The 20,552-nt window shown below is 65.2% G+C and carries 20 protein-coding genes; 14 read left to right on the top strand and 6 right to left on the bottom strand.

Annotated features, from left to right (window positions below; translation table 11 throughout):
* Window positions 1-3: 3 nt before the first annotated feature.
* From ACVMIH_RS18235 to ACVMIH_RS18170, 14 genes are read left to right on the top strand one after another with little or no spacing between them, the layout of a single operon-like run.
* The gene (locus ACVMIH_RS18235) at window positions 4-1,038 is read left to right on the top strand and encodes an AAA family ATPase (protein WP_245311888.1); all 1,035 of its coding nucleotides are present in this window, start codon (window positions 4-6) and stop codon (window positions 1,036-1,038) included.
* 7 nt (window positions 1,039-1,045) lie between these two features.
* Window positions 1,046-2,032, top strand: a complete 987-nt coding sequence (locus ACVMIH_RS18230; protein WP_456862806.1) for a DUF58 domain-containing protein — start codon at window positions 1,046-1,048, stop codon at window positions 2,030-2,032.
* Window positions 2,025-2,516 (top strand): DUF4381 domain-containing protein, encoded by a 492-nt coding sequence (locus ACVMIH_RS18225; protein ID WP_456862803.1) that lies wholly within the window; start codon window positions 2,025-2,027, stop codon window positions 2,514-2,516. The genes ACVMIH_RS18230 and ACVMIH_RS18225 overlap by 8 nt, the downstream gene beginning before the upstream one ends.
* Window positions 2,509-3,507: a vWA domain-containing protein gene (locus ACVMIH_RS18220; protein ID WP_456862800.1), complete on the top strand. Its 999-nt coding sequence runs from the start codon at window positions 2,509-2,511 to the stop codon at window positions 3,505-3,507. Before ACVMIH_RS18225 ends, ACVMIH_RS18220 begins: the two co-directional genes overlap by 8 nt.
* Window positions 3,500-5,020 (top strand): VWA domain-containing protein, encoded by a 1,521-nt coding sequence (locus ACVMIH_RS18215; RefSeq protein WP_168856260.1) that lies wholly within the window; start codon window positions 3,500-3,502, stop codon window positions 5,018-5,020. The genes ACVMIH_RS18220 and ACVMIH_RS18215 overlap by 8 nt, the downstream gene beginning before the upstream one ends.
* Window positions 5,017-6,411 carry a BatD family protein gene (locus tag ACVMIH_RS18210; RefSeq protein ID WP_456862797.1) on the top strand — a complete coding sequence of 465 codons (1,395 nt, stop codon included), beginning with the start codon at window positions 5,017-5,019 and terminating at the stop codon, window positions 6,409-6,411. Before ACVMIH_RS18215 ends, ACVMIH_RS18210 begins: the two co-directional genes overlap by 4 nt.
* A complete protein-coding gene (locus tag ACVMIH_RS18205) occupies window positions 6,408-7,466 on the top strand; it encodes an HAD family hydrolase (protein WP_076823754.1) in 1,059 nt (352 codons plus the stop codon). The genes ACVMIH_RS18210 and ACVMIH_RS18205 overlap by 4 nt, the downstream gene beginning before the upstream one ends.
* Window positions 7,463-7,705 (top strand): DUF3302 domain-containing protein, encoded by a 243-nt coding sequence (locus tag ACVMIH_RS18200; RefSeq protein ID WP_057021056.1) that lies wholly within the window; start codon window positions 7,463-7,465, stop codon window positions 7,703-7,705. Before ACVMIH_RS18205 ends, ACVMIH_RS18200 begins: the two co-directional genes overlap by 4 nt.
* Window positions 7,705-8,646, top strand: coding sequence for an HlyD family secretion protein (locus ACVMIH_RS18195; protein ID WP_456862794.1), 942 nt, complete (start codon window positions 7,705-7,707; stop codon window positions 8,644-8,646). Before ACVMIH_RS18200 ends, ACVMIH_RS18195 begins: the two co-directional genes overlap by 1 nt.
* A 15-nt stretch (window positions 8,647-8,661) precedes the next feature.
* Window positions 8,662-10,095 carry a DUF1254 domain-containing protein gene (locus ACVMIH_RS18190; RefSeq protein ID WP_456862792.1) on the top strand — a complete coding sequence of 478 codons (1,434 nt, stop codon included), beginning with the start codon at window positions 8,662-8,664 and terminating at the stop codon, window positions 10,093-10,095.
* A 17-nt stretch (window positions 10,096-10,112) separates the two neighbouring features.
* Complete coding sequence (locus ACVMIH_RS18185; protein ID WP_456862789.1) at window positions 10,113-11,579, top strand: DUF1254 domain-containing protein; 1,467 nt, start codon at window positions 10,113-10,115, stop codon at window positions 11,577-11,579.
* The gene (locus ACVMIH_RS18180) at window positions 11,576-12,595 is read left to right on the top strand and encodes a DUF1254 domain-containing protein (protein ID WP_456782247.1); all 1,020 of its coding nucleotides are present in this window, start codon (window positions 11,576-11,578) and stop codon (window positions 12,593-12,595) included. The genes ACVMIH_RS18185 and ACVMIH_RS18180 overlap by 4 nt, the downstream gene beginning before the upstream one ends.
* A 49-nt stretch (window positions 12,596-12,644) precedes the next feature.
* Window positions 12,645-13,670, top strand: a complete 1,026-nt coding sequence (locus ACVMIH_RS18175) for a SphA family protein (protein WP_456862787.1) — start codon at window positions 12,645-12,647, stop codon at window positions 13,668-13,670.
* Window positions 13,671-13,691: 21 nt separating this feature from the next.
* Window positions 13,692-15,794, top strand: a complete 2,103-nt coding sequence (locus ACVMIH_RS18170; protein WP_253638960.1) for an adenylate/guanylate cyclase domain-containing protein — start codon at window positions 13,692-13,694, stop codon at window positions 15,792-15,794.
* Between the two features lie 129 nt (window positions 15,795-15,923).
* Here the strand turns inward: ACVMIH_RS18170 and ACVMIH_RS18165 are convergent, their stop codons facing one another.
* The 6 genes from ACVMIH_RS18165 to ACVMIH_RS18140 all read right to left on the bottom strand — a co-directional run bounded on the left by ACVMIH_RS18165 (window position 15,924) and on the right by ACVMIH_RS18140 (window position 20,465).
* Complete coding sequence (locus ACVMIH_RS18165) at window positions 15,924-16,205, bottom strand: hypothetical protein (protein WP_057021052.1); 282 nt, start codon at window positions 16,203-16,205, stop codon at window positions 15,924-15,926.
* Between the two features lie 95 nt (window positions 16,206-16,300).
* Complete coding sequence (locus ACVMIH_RS18160; protein ID WP_076823768.1) at window positions 16,301-16,813, bottom strand: MarR family winged helix-turn-helix transcriptional regulator; 513 nt, start codon at window positions 16,811-16,813, stop codon at window positions 16,301-16,303.
* A gap of 77 nt (window positions 16,814-16,890) precedes the next feature.
* Window positions 16,891-18,204, bottom strand: coding sequence for an MFS transporter (locus ACVMIH_RS18155; RefSeq protein WP_168856273.1), 1,314 nt, complete (start codon window positions 18,202-18,204; stop codon window positions 16,891-16,893).
* A gap of 37 nt (window positions 18,205-18,241) precedes the next feature.
* The gene (locus tag ACVMIH_RS18150) at window positions 18,242-18,568 is read right to left on the bottom strand and encodes a non-heme iron oxygenase ferredoxin subunit (protein ID WP_016846920.1); all 327 of its coding nucleotides are present in this window, start codon (window positions 18,566-18,568) and stop codon (window positions 18,242-18,244) included.
* An 8-nt stretch (window positions 18,569-18,576) separates the two neighbouring features.
* On the bottom strand, window positions 18,577-19,092 hold the full coding sequence (locus ACVMIH_RS18145) for an aromatic-ring-hydroxylating dioxygenase subunit beta (protein WP_456862783.1): 516 nt from the start codon (window positions 19,090-19,092) through the stop codon (window positions 18,577-18,579).
* Window positions 19,092-20,465, bottom strand: coding sequence for an aromatic ring-hydroxylating oxygenase subunit alpha (locus ACVMIH_RS18140; RefSeq protein WP_456862781.1), 1,374 nt, complete (start codon window positions 20,463-20,465; stop codon window positions 19,092-19,094). Before ACVMIH_RS18140 ends, ACVMIH_RS18145 begins: the two co-directional genes overlap by 1 nt.
* Window positions 20,466-20,552 lie beyond the last annotated feature (87 nt).

Here is a 20,552-nt window from a genome sequence, read left to right as displayed (position 1 = left end):
GCAATGTCAGACCACGCCGCAACACAGTTAGCGGCCGCCCCGGCGCGGCGAACTGCCAAGGACTCCGCGGCGCGCGAGGCCGTGCTCGATCTCAAGGCGCGCATCGGCAAGTCGGTGCTCGGGCAGGATCATCTGGTCGAGAGCATGCTGATCGGCTTGCTGGCCAACGGCAATCTCCTGATCGAAAGCCTGCCGGGGCTTGCCAAGACGCGGGCGGTGAAGACGCTGGCGAAGAATCTTGCCGCGGACCTGTCGCGCGTGCAGTTCACGCCGGATCTGCTGCCGTCGGACGTGACCGGCGCGGAGATCTACCTGCAGACCGAGAAGGGCGGCCAGTTCCAGTTCCAGAAGGGGCCGATCTTCGCCAACCTCGTGCTCGCGGACGAGATCAACCGCGCGCCGGCCAAGGTGCAGTCGGCGCTGCTGGAAGCGATGGAAGAACGTCAGGTCACCGTTGCCGGCAAGACCTACAAGATGCCTGACCTGTTCATGGTGCTCGCCACCGAGAATCCGATCGAGCAGGAGGGCACCTATCCGCTTCCCGAGGCGCAGCTCGACCGCTTCCTGATGCATGTCGTGATCACCTATCCCGACGAGGCGACCGAAGGCGAGATCATCAAGCTCAATCGCGCCGAGAATGCGCGGAAACCGGAAGCCGGAGCTGCCGAGCCGCCGCCGGTGCCGCAGCAGGCGATCCTCGATGCGCGCGGCGAGCTCGATGGCATTTTCGTCTCCGACCTCGCACAGAAATATATCGTCGACCTGATCTATGCGACGCGGTTTCCCGGCCGCTACGGCGAACCCCTGAGTAAATGGATCCAGATCGGCGCCAGCCCGCGCGGCAGCCTTGCCATTGACCGCTGCGCGCGGGCGCGGGCATGGCTCGACGGGCAGGATTTCGTCACGCCCGACCACATCCGCGCCGTCATCCACGACTGCCTGCGGCACCGGCTGATCCTGAGCTACGAGGCCGTATCGCAGGGCATCAGCCCCGACCAGGTGATCGACAAAATCACCGAGCTTGTCGCTGCAGCGTGAGGCCGTGATGCCGGAGACATCAGCCAGAACGCCCGGTGTCTACGTCGGTCTCGACGATCTGATCGCGCTCGAATTCCGGGATCGCAGGGTTTCGTTCCTGCCGCGCCAGCCGGTGCATAGTCTGCTGTCGGGCCGGTTCGCCTCGCGCATGCGCGGCCGCGGGCTGAACTTCGAGGAGATCAGGGACTATCGCCCGGGTGACGATGTCCGCGAGATCGACTGGAAGGTCACGGCGCGGCTGCAGAAGCCGCATGTGCGCGTCTTCAACGAGGAGCGCGACCGTCAGGCTCTGCTCGTGGTCGATCAGCGGCTGTCGATGTTCTTCGGCAGCCGGCGCGCCATGAAGTCGGTCACCGCGGCCGAGACCGCCGCGATCGGCGCCTGGCGTGTGCTCGGCGTCGGCGACCGGATCGGCGCGATCGTGTTCAATGACAGCGATGTCGTCGAGCTGGCGGCGCGGCGCAGTCGCGCGACGGTGTTGCAGATATTGTCCACCATCGTCGCGCAGAACCAGGCGCTCGGCGTCGGCCGAGGCATCGTTCCGGCGTCAGGCATGCTCAACCGGGCGCTCGAACATGCCGAGCGGCGGACGATGCATGACGCAACCGTGATCCTGATCAGCGATTTCGATGGCGCCGATAGCGCGACGCGCCGGATGATCGGGGCGATCGCCCGGCATAACAACGTGGTCGCGGTGCTGGTCCACGATCCCTTGCAAAGCGATTTGCCGGCCTCGAGCCGGATGACCGTCACCGATGGCGAGCTGCAGATTCAGCTCGAAGTCGGCCGCGAGAGCGTCCGCAAAAGTATCGCGCAGGCGTCGCAGGAGCGGCTGCGCGGCGTATTCGCATGGACGCGCGAGCTTGGCATTCCGGTGCTGCCGCTGAGCACAGCGGAGGAAACGGCGCCGCAACTCCGGCGTCTCCTGGGCGGGCTGCCGGCCCGGCACGGACGCGGTGGCGGTCACGCCCGAGCGGAGGCGGCTCTTGGCTGATCCCCAACCCGTCATTGTGGATCCCGTCGCGGGCCTGATCGATATCCCGCTGCCCCCGTCGGTGAGCCTGCTTCCGGCGACATGGGCGTCGCGGATCGTGATCGTGCTGGTTGCCGCAGGGGTCGCCGTCGCGGCGTGGCGCCTGCTGCGACATTTCCGCGCCAACCGCTATCGGCGCGCGGCGCTCGCGGAGCTTGACCGGCTGCTGCAGACACAAGGCGGCGTCCCGGAGGGAATGGCCGCGAGCCTCGCGCTGCTGGTGCGGCAGACCGCGCTCGATGCCTTTCCGCGCGAAACCGTCGCGCCACTTGCCGGCGCGGGCTGGCTTGTGTTCCTCGACCGTAGCTATGGCGGGAACGAATTCTCGCAAGGCGCGGGACGGCAGCTCGCGACCGCGCCGTACAGGCGGACGACGGCGGATGCCGGCGATCTAATGGCGCTGCAGGATCTGGTGCGGCGCTGGATCAGGGGGCACCATGTTTAAGTTCGCATGGCCCTGGATGCTCGCGCTCCTGCCGCTGCCGATCCTGGTGTGGTGGCTGCTGCCGCCGTATCGCGCGCGGCAGGCGTCCGTGATGGTGCCGTTCTTCGACCGCCTTGCGGCGGCAACCGGACAGACCCCGCAGCGCGGCGCCGTCGTGCTGCAGCGGCGGCGCATCCAGATGGTGACGGCCGCATTGATCTGGGCGCTCGTCGTCGCGGCGCTGGCGCGGCCGCAATGGGTCGGTGATCCCGTCACGCGCGAGGTTTCGGCGCGCGATCTGATGCTCGCGATCGATATCTCCGGCTCGATGGACCAGCGCGACTTCCGCGGCAGCGATGGCGCGACGCTGACGCGGCTCGACGGCGTCAAGCGCGTGGTCGCGGATTTCATCGCGCATCGGCACGGCGACCGCGTCGCGCTGGTGCTGTTCGGCACCAGGCCCTATGTGCAAGTACCGTTCACGCAGGATCTGCAGACCGCGACCGCGCTGTTGGCGCAGACCGAGGTCGGCATGGCCGGACAGCAGACTGCGATCGGCGACACCATCGGGCTTGCGATCAAGACCTTCGAGACAAGCAAGGCGCGACAAAAGCTTCTCGTCCTGCTCACCGATGGCAACGATACGGCGAGCCGCGTCCCTCCGGAGCATGCCGCCGACATCGCGCACCAGAACGGCGTCGTGATCGACACGATCGGCGTCGGCGATCCGGCCGCGACCGGCGAGAACCGCGTCGATCTCGGCGTCCTGCGGTCGGTCGCCGCCACGACCGGCGGCCATTTCTACCGTGCCGAGGACGGTGCGCAGTTGCAGGCGATCTACGCGGACATCGACCGTCTCGCGCCGGCCAAGCTCGATACGCTGTCATGGCGGCCGAAGCAGCCGCTGTTCCAGTGGCCGCTCGGCGCCGCCGTGGTGCTGTCGCTGCTGCTGTGGCTCGGCCTTTCGCTGGAAAGCGGGCTGGGACGAAGGGGAGCGCCCGGCCATGCATGACGCGGCCGCGATTCCCTTCCATCTGCTGCGGCCGCTGTGGCTGCTCGCGCTGATTCCCGTCGCTGCCGTCTTCGCATGGGTGCGGTGGCGGCAGAGCCCGCAGGCGCAATGGGGCGGGGTGATCGCGCCGCATCTGCTCAACCATCTCATCGTGCAGCCGGGGACGGGGCGTGGCGTCAGCCCGCTTTATCTGGTCGCCGCCGCGCTGTCGCTTGGCATCGTCGCGTTGTCGGGCCCGACCTGGCGGCGTGAGCTGCCGCCCTTCGTCGAGGACAAGGCGCCGCTGATGATCGCGCTGTCGCTCGACGCAACGATGGGGCAGAGCGACGTCGCGCCGACGCGGCTCGAACGCGCCAAGCAGAAGATCAGGGATCTGCTTGCGGCGCGCGCCGGCGCGCGCACGGGGCTGATCGCCTATGCGGGCACCGCGCATCTGGTGATGCCGCTGACCGACGATCGCGCCGTCATCGAACCCTTCCTCGCCGCGCTTGCCCCGGGCCTGATGCCGTCGCCCGGGAAGAACGCGGTCGCGGCGGTGGCGCTCGCCGCGGAGGCGCTCGCGACCGAAACAGTGCCCGGCACGATCCTGCTTGTCGCCGACGACGGCGGTGACGAGGAGGGAGCGGTTCGTCAGGCTGCCGGACGGAACGGCCTGGTCAAGCTGAGCGTCACGCCGAACAAGGGCGAAAGGTTCGGGCTCGGTTCGGACGTCGTCCAGGTCAGCATCGACGACGCCGACATCGCGGCGCTCGAGCGCCGGATCGAAACCCGCTATCAGGCCGCGCAGGGTGACGCGTTCGGTACGCAATGGCGCGATGAGGGCTTTTGGCTGCTGCTGCCGATTGCACTGCTCAGCCTGCTCTGGTTCCGGCGCGGCACCACGGTGGCCTGGGTTGTCGCCTTCGTCTGTTTGTCGCACGTGTCATCCGCGAGAGCGGAGGAGCCGCGCCGTTTTGCCGACCTGTGGCTGACGCCGGATCAGCAAGGACGCATCGCCTTCGATCGCGGCGACTATACGACCGCGGCCAAGCGCTTCTCCGATCCGATGTGGCGCGGCATCGCCGCCTATCGGGCGTTCGACTTCCTGACGGCTGCGCAGGAATTCGCGCATGTCGAGACGCTCGAGGGACGCTTTGCGCTGGCTAACGCCCAGGCGCAGAACCACGCCTATGAGAAGGCGATCGCCGCCTATGACGAGGTTCTGAAGGTCGCGCCCGGCCATGTCGCCGCGAAGACCAACCGTGCCATCGTGGTGGCGGCGCTGAAGGCGAAAGAGGAGAAGCGGAAGAAGCAGGAGCAGGACGACAGCGCGCCGCCGGACGAGAAGGCCGACGAGATGCGGGTCGACCCGACCCAGAAGGGCGGCAAGCGGATCGAGGTGAAGCCGACGGATCTCACCACGGCCGGCGCCGCCGAAGCCTGGATGCGTCAGGTCCAGACCACGCCGGCTGACTTCCTCAAGCTGAAATTTGCGATCCAGGACGCGACGCGGCCGGCGGGGACGAAGCCATGAGGCACCCGCTCGCCGCCGTAGCCCTGATGATCGGACTGCTCATACCCTGCGCGGCGCTCGCCCAGCAAACCGCGCCGGAGCCGATCCTGCGGGTGACGATCGATCCGCCGCGCGTCGTGGTGGGGCAGGCGGCCACGCTGCGGATCGACGTGCTGGCGCCGAACTACATGACGGCGCCACCCGAGCTGCCCGACTTCCAGGTCCGCAATGCCGTGACCCGTCAGTTGCGGAGCATCAATGAAAACGAGCAGCGGGACGGCCTCACCTATGCCGGCGTCCGGTTCGAATTCGCCATCCATCCGCAGGAGCCGGGCAGCTACGCGATCGCCGGCCAGGCGATCACCATCAAATACGCCGCCGAGCCGCCGGCGACGCGCGAGGCCACGCTCGCGCTGCCGCCGATCGCATTTGAGGCCTTCATCCCGGACGCGGCCTCCGCCCTGCAGCCGTTCCTGGCCGCGCGCAATCTGTCGATCGAGCAGACCGTCAACCGTTCGTCGGATCAGCTCAAGACCGGGGACGCCGTGACGCGGACCGTCACCGTCAAGGCCGAAGGCATTCCCGCGATGCTGCTGCCGCCGGTGAAGTTCACCACGTTCGACGGGCTCAAGCTCTATCCTGCGCAGCCGTCGCTCCAGGACAAGACCGACGGGCGCACCGATGTGCTGTCCTCGGCGCGCACCGACAGCGGCGTCTACATGCTCGAGAAGGCCGGCGACTATGTGCTGCCGCCGATCGACCTGCGCTGGTGGAACACCGGCGCGCAAAGCATCGATGTGGCGCATCTCGACCCGGTGACGCTGCACGTGGAGGCGAACCCCGCAGCCGGCGCTGCGTCCTCCGTCGGCACCTCCGGCCCGCGCCGGTCATGGGGCGCGCTGCGCGATGTCGTCGCCGACCACTGGCTGTCGATCGCGCTCGTGCTCCTGGCGCTTGCCGGGCTCGGCTGGCTGATGCCGCGGATGGTGCGGGCGATCGCGGCGCGTCTTCGCCGGCGTCGCGAGGCCTATCTCCGCTCGGAAGCGTTCGCCTTCAGCGAGCTGCGGCGCGCCGCGCGCCGTGGCGATGCCAAGGCGGTCTACTTCGCGCTGCTCGACTGGCTGCAGCGGTTCGAGCCGGTCGCGCCGCAGCATACGGTCGAGGCGTTCAAGGCCGTCGCCCATGATGCCGCGCTCGATGACGAGATCGGCGCGGTCGAGCGCGAGCTGTTCGCGCCGTCTGCCGGCGCGGTGCGCTGGTCACCGCACCGGCTGCTGCGCCACATCGGCGGTGCCCGGCGCAGCATACGACACGAGACGGCGCGCGCCGCAAGGCACAGGGCGCCGGGACAACTCAATCCGGTTGACGATCGTGTGCTGTCGCTCAACCGGCAGAGGAGGCCTGCGAGATGAGCCGCGATGTTGGTGCCTTTGCCGTCTCGAAGAGATTGCTGCTGATCGCGTTGATCGCCCTGCCGCTCAGCGCGCTGGCGCCGGCGCGCGCGCTGAGCCAGGTCGATCCCTTACCGTCCTGGAAAGACGGCGCGGCGAAATCGGCGATCGTCGATTTCGTCGCGCGCGTCACGACACAGGGCGGGCGAGACTTCGTGCCGCCGGCTGAGCGGATCGCGACGTTCGACAATGACGGCACGCTGTGGACCGAGCAGCCGTTCTACTTCCAGCTCGCCTTCGCGTTCGACCGCGTCAAGGCAATGGCGCCGGAGCATCCGGACTGGAAGACGCGGCAACCCTTCAAGGCGCTTATCGAGAAGGACAGCAAGGCGCTAGCCGCGAGCGGCGAGAAGGGCCTCCTGCAGATCGTGATGGCGACGCATGCCGGCATGACCACCGATGCGTTCGCAAGCTCGGTGCGCGACTGGCTCGCGACCGCCAGGCATCCGCGCTTCAACCGGCCGTATGACAGCCTGGTCTACCAGCCGATGCTGGAGCTGCTGGCCTATCTCAGGGCCAACGGCTTCAAGACCTTTGTCGTATCCGGCGGCGGCGTCGAATTCATGCGGCCGTGGATGGAGCGGGTCTACGGCATCCCGCCGGAGCAGGTGGTCGGCTCGTCCGGCGTGGTGAAATTCCAGATCGGCGCCGACGGCAAGCCCGTGCTGATGAAAGAAGCCAAGGTCGAGTTCATCGATGACGGCCCGGGCAAGCCGGTCGGCATCAACCGGTTCATCGGCCGCCGCCCGATCTTTGCGTTCGGCAACTCGGATGGCGACCTGCAAATGCTGCAATGGACCGTGGCGGGGTCGGGCGCGCGCTTCGCCGGCATCGTGCACCACACGGATGCGGTTCGTGAATATGCCTACGACCGGCAATCCAGGATCGGCAAGCTCGACAAGGCGCTGGATGCCGCCAGCGCGGGTGGCTGGACCGTGGTCGACATGAAGCAGGACTGGAAGGAGGTCTTTCCGCCCCTGACCGCGGCCGGCGCCGCGACGGAGGCGAAGCCATGAGCGGCTACGACATCTTCGCCTGGATCGTGCTCGTCATCCTGGTCGCGAGCGCGATCGGCGTGTTCTGCATCGCCGGCTGGCTGCCCGGGCACATCGCGAAATCGCGCAATCACCCCTATGCGCAGGCCGTGATGGTCGCCGGCTGGATCACCTTGATCTGCGGCTTTGCGCTGTGGCCGATCGCGTTCATCTGGGCCTATGTCGATGTGCCGGCGCCGCGCCGGGCGGGAGATGCGTGATGGGTGTCGCGATCTTCAACGTCTATCTGGTGCTGCTGTTCCTCTTGGTGCATTTCAAGATCGTGCGCTTCAACCTGTTCTGGAAGGCGTCTCCCTTCATCGTGCTGGTTCTGCTGCTGTTCGGCCTGCTGGTGCCGATGGGCTGGGGCGCGCCGCAGGGCTCGGCGCTGGTCGTGCGCAACGCGGTGTCGATCGTGCCGGACGTCGCGGGCGAGGTGACCGAGGTGCCCGTCGTCGCCAACGTGCCGCTGAAGGCCGGCGACGTTCTGTTCAAGATCGATCCGACGCCCTATGACGCGCAGGTCAAGGCGATCACGGCGCAGCTCAAGCTGTCGAAGACGCGGCTTGCGCAGATGACGACGCTTTACGAACGCGACGCCGGGCGCGGCTTCGACGTCGAGCAGCGGCAGTCCGAGGTCGATCAGCTCAGTGGCCAGCTCGAGGCCGCGCAGTGGAACAGCGACAAGACGGTGGTCCGCGCGCCGGCCGACGGCTACGTCACCAACCTCGCGCTGCGCAAGGGCGCGCGGGTCGCGAACCTGCCGCTGTCGCCGGTGATGGCGTTCATCGACACCTCGAACACCATCATCGGCGTCGAGATCAACCAGATCGACGCGCGCTACGTTACGCCCGGGCAGGAGGTCGAGGTGACCTTCAAGTTTGCGCCCGGGCAGATTTACTCAGGGAAGGTCGAAAGCGTGCTGCAGGCGGTCGCGACCGGCCAGGCCACGACTTCGGGCACCGCCGTTGCGCCGAAGGCGATCGAGGCGGTGCCGTTCGTCGTGCGCGTCAAGCTCGATGATGCCGCGTTCGCCAACCGTCTGCCGGCCGGCTCGACCGGAACGGCGGCGATCTACACCGACCATCTGAAGCCGACCCACGTCGTGCGCCGCGTGATCCTGCGGCAGCTCGCGATCGTCAATTATGTGAATCCGTTTTGAGTGATGGAGATTGTCATGAAGCCATTGATCGCCGGAGGACTTGCGCTGATGATGGCGACCGTATCGGCATATGCCCAAACGCCGTCCAGCGATGATCTGAATCGCCGCCTGATCGAACGCCGCGCTGTCGAGGCCGTGATCTGGGGCATTCCCGCGGTCAACACCGACCTGATGCGGCAGGAGATGCTGACCAGGACGCCGGGCAAGGTGGGGCAGGTGATCTATTGGGGGCGTCCGCTTGATTGGCACAACCAGACGCTGACGCCGAATCCGGACGCGCTGTACTTCATGACGTTCTTCGACACGCGGAATGGTCCGATCGTGCTCGATCTCCCGCCTGGCGATGCGAACGGATCGTTCAACGGCAATATCGTCACGGTCTGGCAGATGCCGCTCGAGGATGCGGGCCTGCTCGGCGTCGACAAGGGTGCCGGCGGCAAGTTCCTGATTCTGCCGCCGGGCTATAACGGTCCAAAGCCCGACGGCTACATCGTACTGCAGTCCGATACGTTCGGCGGCTACATGCTTTTGCGCTCCAACCTCAAGAGCCACGGCGACGCCGACGTCCAGGCCGCGATCGCCTACGGCAAGCGCATGAAGGTCTATCCTCTGGCGCAGGCGGCCAGCCCTCCGGCGACCGTGTTCAGCGACGTGAAGGACACCGATTTCGATTCCACCATTCGCTACGACGCGGCTTTCTTCGAGCATCTGAACCGGATCGTACAGGACGAGCCGTGGATCGACCGGGATCGGGTGATGATCGATAGCCTCAAGTCGATCGGCATCGAGAAGGGAAGGCCGTTCGCTCCGTCCGAGGCGATGAAGACGGTGCTTGCGTCGGCGGCGAAGGAGGCGGGTGCCTGGCTGGCGGCGAAATACGACGCCGGCCTGCCGCCGTTTTTCTCCGAGACCAGCCGCTGGACGTTCCCGGCGCCGCCGGACGTCGTCAAGGCCTACTCCGACGGGTTCGCCGATCTGAACGCATACCCGACCGACAGCCGCGCTCTCGCTTACAGCTACGCCTATATCGGCATCAAGCGCCTGGGCGCCGGTCAGTTCTATGCGATCTCGATCCGCGACAAGGCGGGCGATGCCTTCGACGGCAGCAAGACCTATCGCCTCAACGTTCCGGCCAATGCTCCGGTCGCACAATACTGGTCGGTGACCGCCTACGATCGCGAGACCCATGCCCTGATCAAGAACGTCGGGCGGGCCAGCCGGTCCTCGCAAATCCCCGACCTGAAGAAGAACCCGGATGGCTCAGTCGACATCTATATCGGGCCGGCGGCTCCGGCCGGACAGGAGACGAACTGGCTGCCGACCGACCCCGCGCGCAAGTTCGAACTGATGGCGCGCTTCTACGCGCCGAAGAAGGAATTTTTCGACAAGGTGTGGAAGCTGCCCGACGTCGAGCGGATCGCCACGACAACAGGCGGTTCAACGAAATGAAGCGCCGGGAATCAGTTATGAGGAAGGTCCGTCTCTTGCTCGCCACCGCCGCCATTGGGCTCGTTTGCGTTATCCCGGCGTCGGCGCAAACCCAAGCGCCTTACGCGTTCGAGCGCGGCTATCCGACGGCGGATACGACTAGGCGCGCACGCGATGACGCCGACTTCCAGCGGGCGATCACCGCCTATCGGTTCTGGTATCCGACCGTGTCGGTCGAAGGCATCTTCAACGGCAACCGTGAGGTCGGCATCAAGGACGGCGAGAAGATGGGAATCGCCGCGACCGGGCCGCGCCAGGTCGGCTTCACGCTGAACTCCGATACCCCGTATGGTTCTGCCACGCTCGATCTGTCCAAGGGGCCATACGTCATCGAACTGCCGCCCGGCGCTTATATCGGCCTGGTCAACGACCATAACCAGGGCTGGGTGCAGGACCTCGGCCTGCCTGGTCCCGATGCCGGCAAGGGCGGCAAGCACCTCGTGCTTCCTCCCGACTACAAGGGCAAGGTCCCGGAGGGCTACTACGTCGGCCGCTCGAAAACCTATAAGAACCTTCTCGCTGTGCGGGCGCTGCCAGTCGGCGGCGACGTCAATAAGGCGATGGACGCGTTGCGCGCCTTGAAGGTCCATCCGCTCGGCAGCAACGCCAATCTTGCGATCGTCGATACGAGCAAGGAGAAGCTGGACAGTTCCTCGCTGCGTTGGGAGGACAACGGTCAGTTCTGGCAGGTGCTCAAGCGGATCGTCGACGAGGAGCCGATCGTTCCGTCGTTCCTGCCGATGTATGGGCTGCTGTCCGAACTTGGTATCGAGAAGGGCAAGCCGTTCGTGCCCGACGCGCGCATGACCGACATCCTCGCGCGTGCGGCCAAGGCTGGGCGCGACCAGATGCTGGTGTCGGCCTTCGACAGCGCACGGCCCGATCGTATCAACTGGCCGGATCGCAAATGGGAGTGGGTCGGCCTGACGCCGGGCAGCGCGCAATTCGAGACGCCGGCCGGCATGGATCTCGAGGCGCGCGACCGCTGGTTCGCGCAGGCGATCGTCACCTCGCCGGCGATGTTCCGCCGGACCGCCGGCGCTGGCTCGCTCTACTGGATGAGCGTGCGCGACGCTACCGGCGCCTTCCTCGACGGCGGCAAGAACTACACATTGTCGTTGCCGCAGCCGGTGCCCGGCAAACTGTTCTGGTCGGTCACCGTCTATGACACGGCGACGCGATCGCAGGTGCAAACCGATCAGGATCGTGGCGCGCTGCGCTCGATGTTCGAGCTGAAGGACATCAAGGGCAGCGCACCGGCGCAGCTCTATTTCGGTCCGGATACGCCCGCAGGACACGAGGCGCACTGGATCAAGACACAACCCGGCAAGGGCTGGTTCGCCTACATCCGCATCTACGGGCCGGAAGCAGCGGCCTTCGACAAGAGCTGGAAGCCCGGCGACTTCACCGAGGTGAAGGCTGCCACGGTCGGGAGCATGAAATGATGCTGCGGAATTTCCTCTTTGGTGGTGTCCTTTGCCTCGTGGGCCAAAGTGCATCGCTCGCGCAATCGCCGGTACCCGTCACGGTCGACAATTTTGCCCGCGCCGAGTCCGATCTCTATCTGGGCAATCTCGCCAAGGGGGTCGGCCTCGGAAAGCTCAACCATCGCCGCGAGCCGGCCAGCATCGACAACCAGACCGTCATCCGGCTCAACCGCGATACGCTCTATACATCAGGGGTGTTCGACCTCGACGCCGGGCCGGTGACGATCACGATGCCGGACCCTGGCAAGCGCTATATGGCACTGCAGGTGATCAGCGAGGATCATTATGTGCCCGCGGTCTATTACGGTGCCGGCAAGCGCACGCTGACGCGCGACAACGTCGGCACGCGCTACGCGGTGGTCGGAATTCGGACGCTCGTCAATCCAAACGATCCGAAGGATCTCGAACAGGTCCACGCGCTGCAGGATGCCATCAAGGTTAGCCAGAAAGGCACCGGCAAGCTCGAACTTCCGAACTGGGACCCCGCCAGCCAGAAAGCCATTCGCGAAGCGCTGCTTGCGCTCAATGATTACACCGGAGGCTTTGCGCATGCTTTCGGACCCAAGGGGCACGTCGATCCTGTCAGGCATCTGATCGGCACGGCCGCCGGCTGGGGCGGCAATCCCGACAAGGACGCCACCTATCTGAGCATCACGCCTACGAAGAATGATGGCACGACGGTCTACAAGCTGACCGTCCGCGACGTCCCGGTCGACGGCTTCTGGTCGATCAGCGTCTACAACGCCAAGGGATATTTCGAGAAGAATTCCTACGACGCCTACACGCTGAACAATATCACCGGCGCGAAGGGCCCGGACGGCTCCGTCGCGGTCCAATTCGGCGGCTGCGACGGCAAGATCCCGAACTGCCTGCCGATCACCAAGGGCTGGAACTACACGGTCCGGCTCTACCGGCCGCGGGCGGAAATCCTGAACGGCAAATGGAAGTTCCCGGAGGCGCAGGCGGTCAACTGAAGCGCGCGCGAATCCGCTACGATGCCTTGAACGAAGTGGGGAGATCAGGATGAGGATGGTCAAGAATCACAGGTGCGCCGCACTGGGCATAGCTGGCGCACTCGCACTGTCGGCAGCGCCGCGCGCGGCGTTGGCCGATTCCGGCGGGGTCAGCTTCTGGCTGCCCGGCGCGTTCGCAAGCCTGACCGCCGCACCGGCCATGCCCGGCTGGGCGTATGAGACGATCTACATTCACCTCGACCAAAGCGCCAACGCGGGCAAGAATTTCGTGATCGGCAACCGGGTGCCCGGATCGGTCGTCGCTGGTCTCAACGCGCATGCAGACGTTCTCGTGGAAGGATTTACCTACACCTGGGCTCAGTCCGTGCTCGGGGGCCAGGCCGCCGTAACCTTCCTTGCCGCGCCGGGAAATGTCGGCGTCGGTGTCGACGCGACACTGACGGGGCCGCGGGGCAATACGGTCTCGGGCGTCGCAACCGACAACCGCAACACGGTCTCCGATGTCTTCTACCAGGGCACGCTGAAATGGAATCAGGGTGTCAACAACGAGATGTTCTACATCTTTGGCAACATCCCGAGCGGGACCTATGACAGCAGCCGCCTCGCCAATCTCAGCTTCGGATTCACTGCGATCGATGTCGGCGGCGCCTATACCTATCTCAATCCGGAAACCGGCCAGGAGTTCTCGGTGCTGGCGGGCGTCACCTACAACGGAATGAACAAGGATCTGCAGTACCAGAACGGCATCGACTTTCACGTCGACTGGGGACTTTCGAAGTTCGTCGCCAAGAATGTGCATGTCGGTGTCGCCGGCTACTATTTCCAGCAGCTCACCGGAGACAGCGGTGCCGGCGCGACGCTCGGTGATTTCAAGGGACGCGTCGCCGGCATCGGCCCGCAGGTCGGATTCATCTTCCCGGTGGCCGACGGCTATCAGGGCTATCTGAACCTTCGTGGCTACAAGGATTTCGCCGCAGAGAACCGGCCGGAAGGGTGGACGGCGTGGGTGACGTTCCAGCTCTCGCCGGCCGCGCCGGCTACTACACCGACGAAGCCGATCGTGCGCAAATATTAGCGGAGGCGAACGACGAGCTCGATGAGTGATGCGCGCGAGACCGGCCGGGGGCCGGTTCGTATCGGCTTCCGCACCTCGATCATCACGGTGGTCATCGCCGCGGTGCTGGTGGTCGGACTGACGCTGGTCTATCTCAGCTTCAGGCGGGTCTCGTCGATCACGCAGATGGCTGCGAGCACCTTCATCGACAAGGTGGGGCAAATCGGCGCCGATCGCATCGACGCGCAGTTCAAGAATGTGCGCGACAACCTCGAGATCCTGGCAGGAATTCCGGCCATCCAGGAGGCCGACGTCGCCGACAATGTCAGGCTCTACGCCCTGCTGGCCTCGATGCTGCGCAACAATCCGCAGATCTTCAACCTCTATGTCGGGTACGAAGACGGCTCCTTCCTTGAGATGGACGTCATCGATCGCGCCAAGCCGCAATTCCGCACGGCGCTGAATGTCGCCGCCGACGCCGTCTACCGCGTCGTCGTCATTGCCCGCTCCGGGGCGGCCGCCGCGGCACCGGTGACGCTGTTCCTGTCGGAAAACCTGACCAAGGTCGCCGAGGTGGCGGGGCCGCACAGCTACGACCCGCGGCGGCGTCCCTGGTATGTCGATGCCTTAAAGGATCGCAAGACGCTGCTCACCGGGCCTTATGTGTTCTACGCGACCGGGGAGCCCGGCTACACGCTGCGCACGCCGCTGAGGGAGGGCCGCCGCGGGGTGGTGGCCGCTGACCTGCTGCTCAATCGCCTCGAGGAGATGCTGAGCCGGCAAAAGCTCGGAAAATCGGGGCTGGCCTTCCTGTTCAACGACGCCGACCGCATCGTCGGCCATCCCGAGATGCGCGAGCTGATGACGGAACGCAGCGACGCATTGCCCCGGATCGACGTCCTCAAGCTTCCCGGCCTGTCCGCGGCGATCCAGGCCTGGCGCACCGACGGGCTCGCCCAGCAGTTCTTCACCGACGCCGACGGACGGACCCTTGTCGCGGCCTTTCACCGCATCGAGACGGCCGGTGCGGCCAACATCCACCTCGCGGTGGTCGCCCCGCTCGACGAGTTTTTCGCCAAGATCATCTCGGAGCGGCGCGCGCTGTTCGCCATCGCGCTCGGCTTTGTGATCGCGATGCTCCCTTTCGCGTTCTGGCTCGGCTCGCTGCTCGCCCGGTCGCTGCGTGAGCTGGCGCGGCAGACCGACGAGATCCAGCGCTTTCAACTCGCCGACCGGCCGCGGATGCAATCGGCCATCGACGAGATCGATGAACTGGGCCGCTCGGTGTTTACGATGCGCACCGTCGTGCGCAACTTCTCGAGCTTCATTCCGCAGCCGATCGTCCGTCAGCTGATGGAGTCAGGAGCCTCGCTGCAGCTCGGCGGTATCAGGCGCGAGGTCACGGTTCTCTTCACTGACGTCGCCGACTTCACCGCGAAGACCGAGAAGGCGGACCCCTCGCAAGTCATGATCTTCACCTCGCGTTATTTCGCCGCGATGTCGGAGGCGATCATGAAACACCATGGCACCATCGACAAGTTCATCGGCGACGCCGTGATGGCACTGTGGAACGCGCCGGACGAGGATCCCGATCACGTCGTTCATGCCTGCGAGGCCGTGCTGGACTGCGTTCACCGCAATGCCGAGCTCAACCGGGCTTTCCGCAGCGAAGGCTGGCCGGCCTATGGCACGCGGTTCGGCCTGCATCTCGGCGATGCCGTGGTCGGCAATGTCGGCTCCGCGGCCCGCATGAGCTACACCGCGCTCGGCGCCACCATCAATCTGGCCTCGCGTCTCGAAGGCCTCAACAAGAACTACGGCACGCAGGTCCTGGTGAGCGCAGCCGTGAAGGCGCGTGCCGAACACAGATTCGCGTTCCGCAGCGTCGACCAGATCCGGCCGAAGGGCTTTGCCGACGCGATCACGGTCTACGAGCTGTGCGGCGAACGCGGCGATTCGGAGCTGACGTTCTGCGCGCGCTGGGAAGCCGTCTACAGTTCGATTCGGTACGCGGAGCCCGCCGCGGCGGCGCTGCGCATTGCCGATTTCCTGGTCGAGTACCCCTGGGATTGTGTCGCGCAGTACCATGCCGAACGGCTGCGCAACGCGGTTCAGCAACCGTTGCTTGATCTACCGGTGCCCTGAGATGCAGGGAGAGGAAATTAGATCCGACCCTCGATCTTCCAGGGCCGCTTCGGTCGTCGATCGAGATTGCGCGATTGCCGATGCGATCGTTTCGGCCACCCCCGCAACAGGGGCGCGTAACGCCGGTGGCTAGGCGGCCATCAGTTGCTGAAGCGCAACAGCCTGCTCACGGGTCTGGAATGCGATGGCGGTGTGGGTAAAGCCCGACGATGCCTGGGTCTGCGCGATATGATTGAGGACCTCGTTGCCCTTGACCACGTGAAGATCCATTCCCTGGCCGGCCGGAAAAATCCCCAGAACGACGTCGTAGGCCTCGATGATGGCCTTCAAGGCGCCACCCTTGTCTTCCGACGCGTCGATAAAGATACGAACATCCGCGGCGATACTACGAAGTTCGTCAAAGTCGATCACTGGAAGTCTCCCATACGCAACTCACTGATCGATCCTAGCTACAACTTGCTTACTGAAACATAAATTACGCGGGGTTCCTCACCGGACAAGTGTCGCTAGGCGCCGGTCGGCGGCCTCCGCTTCGCAATGCGTTTGACCGGCGCATGGGCCGGCACGGCGTTCGAGGTCTGGTCGGCCATGTGGGGGATGCGGTGCTCGATATGCGCCACGACCCGGAAGAAGCTCTCCAGCGCCTTGGCGTCGAGACCGGCCGTGAGGTTGCTGTGCCGGCGCAGGATTTCATCCAGACTGCGGTCGAGCAGCGCCACGCCCTGCGATGTCAGCCGGATCTCGGTCCGGTTCCGGGCGCTGCCTCGCACCGGCGTCAGCTCGATCAGGCCCTTTTTCTTCAGCGAGGCCGTCTCGCGGCTGACGACGGCCTTGTCCAGTTGCGCATTGGTCCAGATGTCGTAGGCGCTTGCCGGTTCATGCTCCCTGAGAAAGGACAGCACCCGCCATTCCGCGAGCGATACGCCGTAGGCTTGCGGGAAGAAGGCATTGGCATTGGCGCGCAACTTCGCGACCAGGCTGGACAGCACCGTGGGCACGTAACGTTCGAAATCGATCACCAGCTCCGAGCCCGTGTTCCCTTGCGCGGCGCGGCGCGGGTCAGGGGCTCTGTTGCGGTTTGCGCCAGTCCGGCTCTTCATTCTTTCACGAGTTGAGTGCGCGCGATCAGGACCAACGCCGCCGCGACCAGGAGAACGCCTGTTACCACGAGGAATCCGGTGGTGAAACTGCCCGAGGCGTCCTTGGCGCGTCCGATCACGATCGGGATGGTGGCGCCTCCGATGCTGCCGATGGTGCTGACCAGGCCGATCGCGCCCGGCGCGCTCTGCCGCGACATGTAGGACTGGGGAATAGTCCAGAACACGGCCTGCGTACCATAGACACCGACATTGGCAACCATGAATCCGATGATGATCCAAACCGGCGATGTTGAAAAGGCCGCCATCGCGAAGCCGGCCGCTGCGATCACGAAGGTCATGGCCGCATAATAGAAGCGCTCACCGACATGGTCGGAGTGCCGCGACAACGCGATCATGCCGATCAGGCCGGCGACGGGCGGGATCGCGGTCACGAAACCGACCTGTGAATTCGGCAGCCCGAACGACTTGATGATTTGCGGCAGCCAGGGAAACAGCGAAGCCAGGCCGCAGAACAGGCCGAAATTGCACAGGCCGAACAGCAGCACCATCGGCTTGGTGATGGTCCTGAGCACGCCTTCGGCATGCACCACCCCGGTCGCCTTGGCGTCGCGCTCCAGCGCGCTGGTCAGCCAGTTGCGCTGCGCCGTCGACAGCCAGCTCGCCTGCTGCGGGCGGTCGGTCAGATAGAAGATGCCGACGATCCCGAGAATGACGGGCGGCAGGCCTTCGAGGATGAACAGCCATTTCCAACCCGAGATGCCGAACACCCCGTTCAGCTCGAGGATCGCGCCGGAGATCAGCGAGGCGAAGATATAGGAGATCGGCACCGCATAGTTGAACATCGCGTTGTAGCGGGCGCGGTAGCTGAATGGAAACCAGAGGCTCAGCAGCAGCATCACCCCGGGAAACAGGCCGGACTCGGCAAATCCGAGGAAGCCGCGGAATGCATAGAGGCTGAGCGGGCCCTGCGTGAATGCCATCAGCATCGTGGCGATGCCCCACAGGATCGCGATCCGCGTCAGCGTGACGCGCGCGCCGTATTTGCTGAGGATGAGATTGCTCGGGATCTCGAAGATGGAATAGGTGAAGTACATGATGCCGACCGCGATGCCGAACTTCTCGGCATTGAGCCCGAGCTCCTTGTTCATCTGCAGCGCGGCAAAGGAGATGTTTCCGCGGTCGAGAATGGCGAGGAAATACATCGCCATCACGAACCACATCAGGCGCAGCGCGACCTTGCGGATTGTGGTGCGTTCGATCTGCGGATCGGCGGTCGTTATCGCCGCCTTGTCCATCACGACTTCGGTCATCCCTGTTTCCCCCGATTCTTGATTTTTGATGGTTGTCTTATGCGGGCAGGCAGACTTCGAGCCTGTCGCCCGCCACGCGGACCGGATAGGTCCGGATGTCGATCTCGACCGGGCTGGTCAGCGCCTCGCCGGTCCGGATATCGAAGCGGCCCATATGCAGCGGGCATTCGATCTCGCAGCCCTCCAGAATGCCGTCGGACAGCAGCGCCTCCGCATGCGTGCAGATGTTGCTCGTGGCGTAGTACTCGTTGCCGACGCGATAGAGCGCGACGTGGTGGCGGCCGATTTCGATGCCGTACGGCTCGCCTTCGTTCAGCGCGCTGAGTGCGGCCGCTTCGTGCCAGGTTCCCTGATCGTCGGTCATGTGCCCTCTCAAATGCTGTAGAAATCGAGCACGGCCGGGACGCGGTCGTTGACCAGCGTGATGACCTTGCGCGCGATCTTCCAGGTCTCGCCGTCACGCCGCAGCGTGTGCTCGTAGCGCCCGTGCCGCAGATGTTCCTTGGCCATGCGCGGGTCGTAGACGTGGACCGAGAACACCGAATGGCAGGTGATCTGATCGGCGCCGGTTTCCCACGCTTCCAGGTTCGAGATCTGGTGCACGGTGCGCGGCAGCGGCAGCGCGGTGATCGATTTGCGCGACTCGATGCGCGCGATCCGCTCTTCCAGTCCGCGCCGCGCATCGTGGTAGAGCAACGAGACCTGCGTGTCGGGATCATTGGTGGTGGTGTACTCGTCGAGCCAGGCCGGCACCCAATAGACGGCATCCTCGCTGTACATCGCGACCCAGTCGGCCCATTCGCCGGTGTCGAGCAGGCGAGCCTCGCGAAAGATGACCGCGGCTGCGACCGCGCGGGCATCGGTTTGCTTGATTGCGTCGGCCGCCATCACGCCGTCTCCCCGGCAGCGTGCTGCAGCAGCCTGCGCCACTCGCGATACCCGGGATGGAAATTCGTCTCGCCGCCGAAGCTGGTGGGGCCGAATGACCATTCGGAAGGGGTGATGCCGAGCTCGCGCGTGTGCGCGCTCTCGCCGTGGCCGACCTCCGCGATGCCGCGCAGATAACCTTGCGTGGGCGCGGCGGTCGTCGCGTCATAGCCGGTCTGGCAGAACTCATACATGACGTTGTCGTCCGAGCTTGCCAGCCCGGAGGCATTGAAGAAGTCTTCGTAGTTGCGAATACGAAGCGTGCGCGCCGCGGCACTTTCGCCGACCGGAGCAAGGCAATGCGACACCATCTCGGTCTTGTCGGGTGCCAGCGGCCGCCAGGTTCGCACCTGCGCCGACAGGATGTCGATGACCTGCAGGTTCGGAAAAATCGTGAGGTTGCGCTGGCGCAGCATCCATTTGGCGCGGGTGCTGCCGACGCGCTGCCGCACGGCGTCGAGACGCGCCGGATCCATGCCGAGCGGCCGGCCATAGAGCTGCGTGCGCTTGATCGACCAGTTGACGGCGTGACCGTATTCGAAGCTGAAGCTGCCTTGCCCTTCCTGCTCGCCTTCCGGCTCCGCAGTGAATCCGGCATCCGGTCCGGCGCTTGCATTGCGCTTCTTCAGGATATCGACGTAGGAGCTGTGCGTGGTCGCGAAGTGATAGTAGTCGAGCCCGTTCTCGAACTGCAGCTTCCAGTTTCCATCGAACGTGTAGGTGCTGGCGCCCGGCACGAATTCGACCTCACCGCTGTCGCTCTGATCGATGATGAGGTCGAGGAACGCGCGGGTGTCGCCGAGAAATTCTTCCAGCGGCGGAACGTCGGCCGAGAGGCTCGCGAACAGGAATCCGCGATACGAGCCCAGCCGCGCGACCGGAAGAAGGTCGTGATTGCTGTTCGAGAAGGACGGCGGATACTGCCCGCTCGCTTCCTCCGTCACGGAGATGTTGCGCCCGCCCGAGTCGTAGGCCCAGCCGTGATAACGGCAGACATGGAATTTCTGCCGGCCCTGCTTGAACGGGCAGACGATCGTTCCGCGATGCCGGCAGGTGTTGAGGAAGGCGCCGACTTTGCCCTCAGCGCTCCGCATCACCAGAATTGGATGCCGGCCGATATGGGTGGTGACGAAATCGTTGGGCCGAGCGACCTGGGATTCCAGGCCGATGAAATTCCACGTGGCCTCGAAGACATATCGCAGCTCGGCGTCGAACACGTCCGGATCGGTGAAGATCCGGCGATCGACTTCAAAGATGCGTTCGCCGGGGCGGTCGTCGATGAGCCGGGAAATCTCGCTCAGCCTTGCCGCGTGGGTCTGCGAAGCAGCGTTCATAACGTCCTCCCTTCGACTAACCGCCGGCCGTGAAAAGTCGCCCGCAGAGCCGCGTCACGGCTCGCGTCTTTTCACGGCGGGAACAGC

This window comes from Bradyrhizobium sp. USDA 4503, assembly GCF_054055815.1.
The sequence above is the reverse complement of the archived record's forward strand: the minus strand, read 5'-3'. Positions and strand labels throughout refer to the sequence as shown.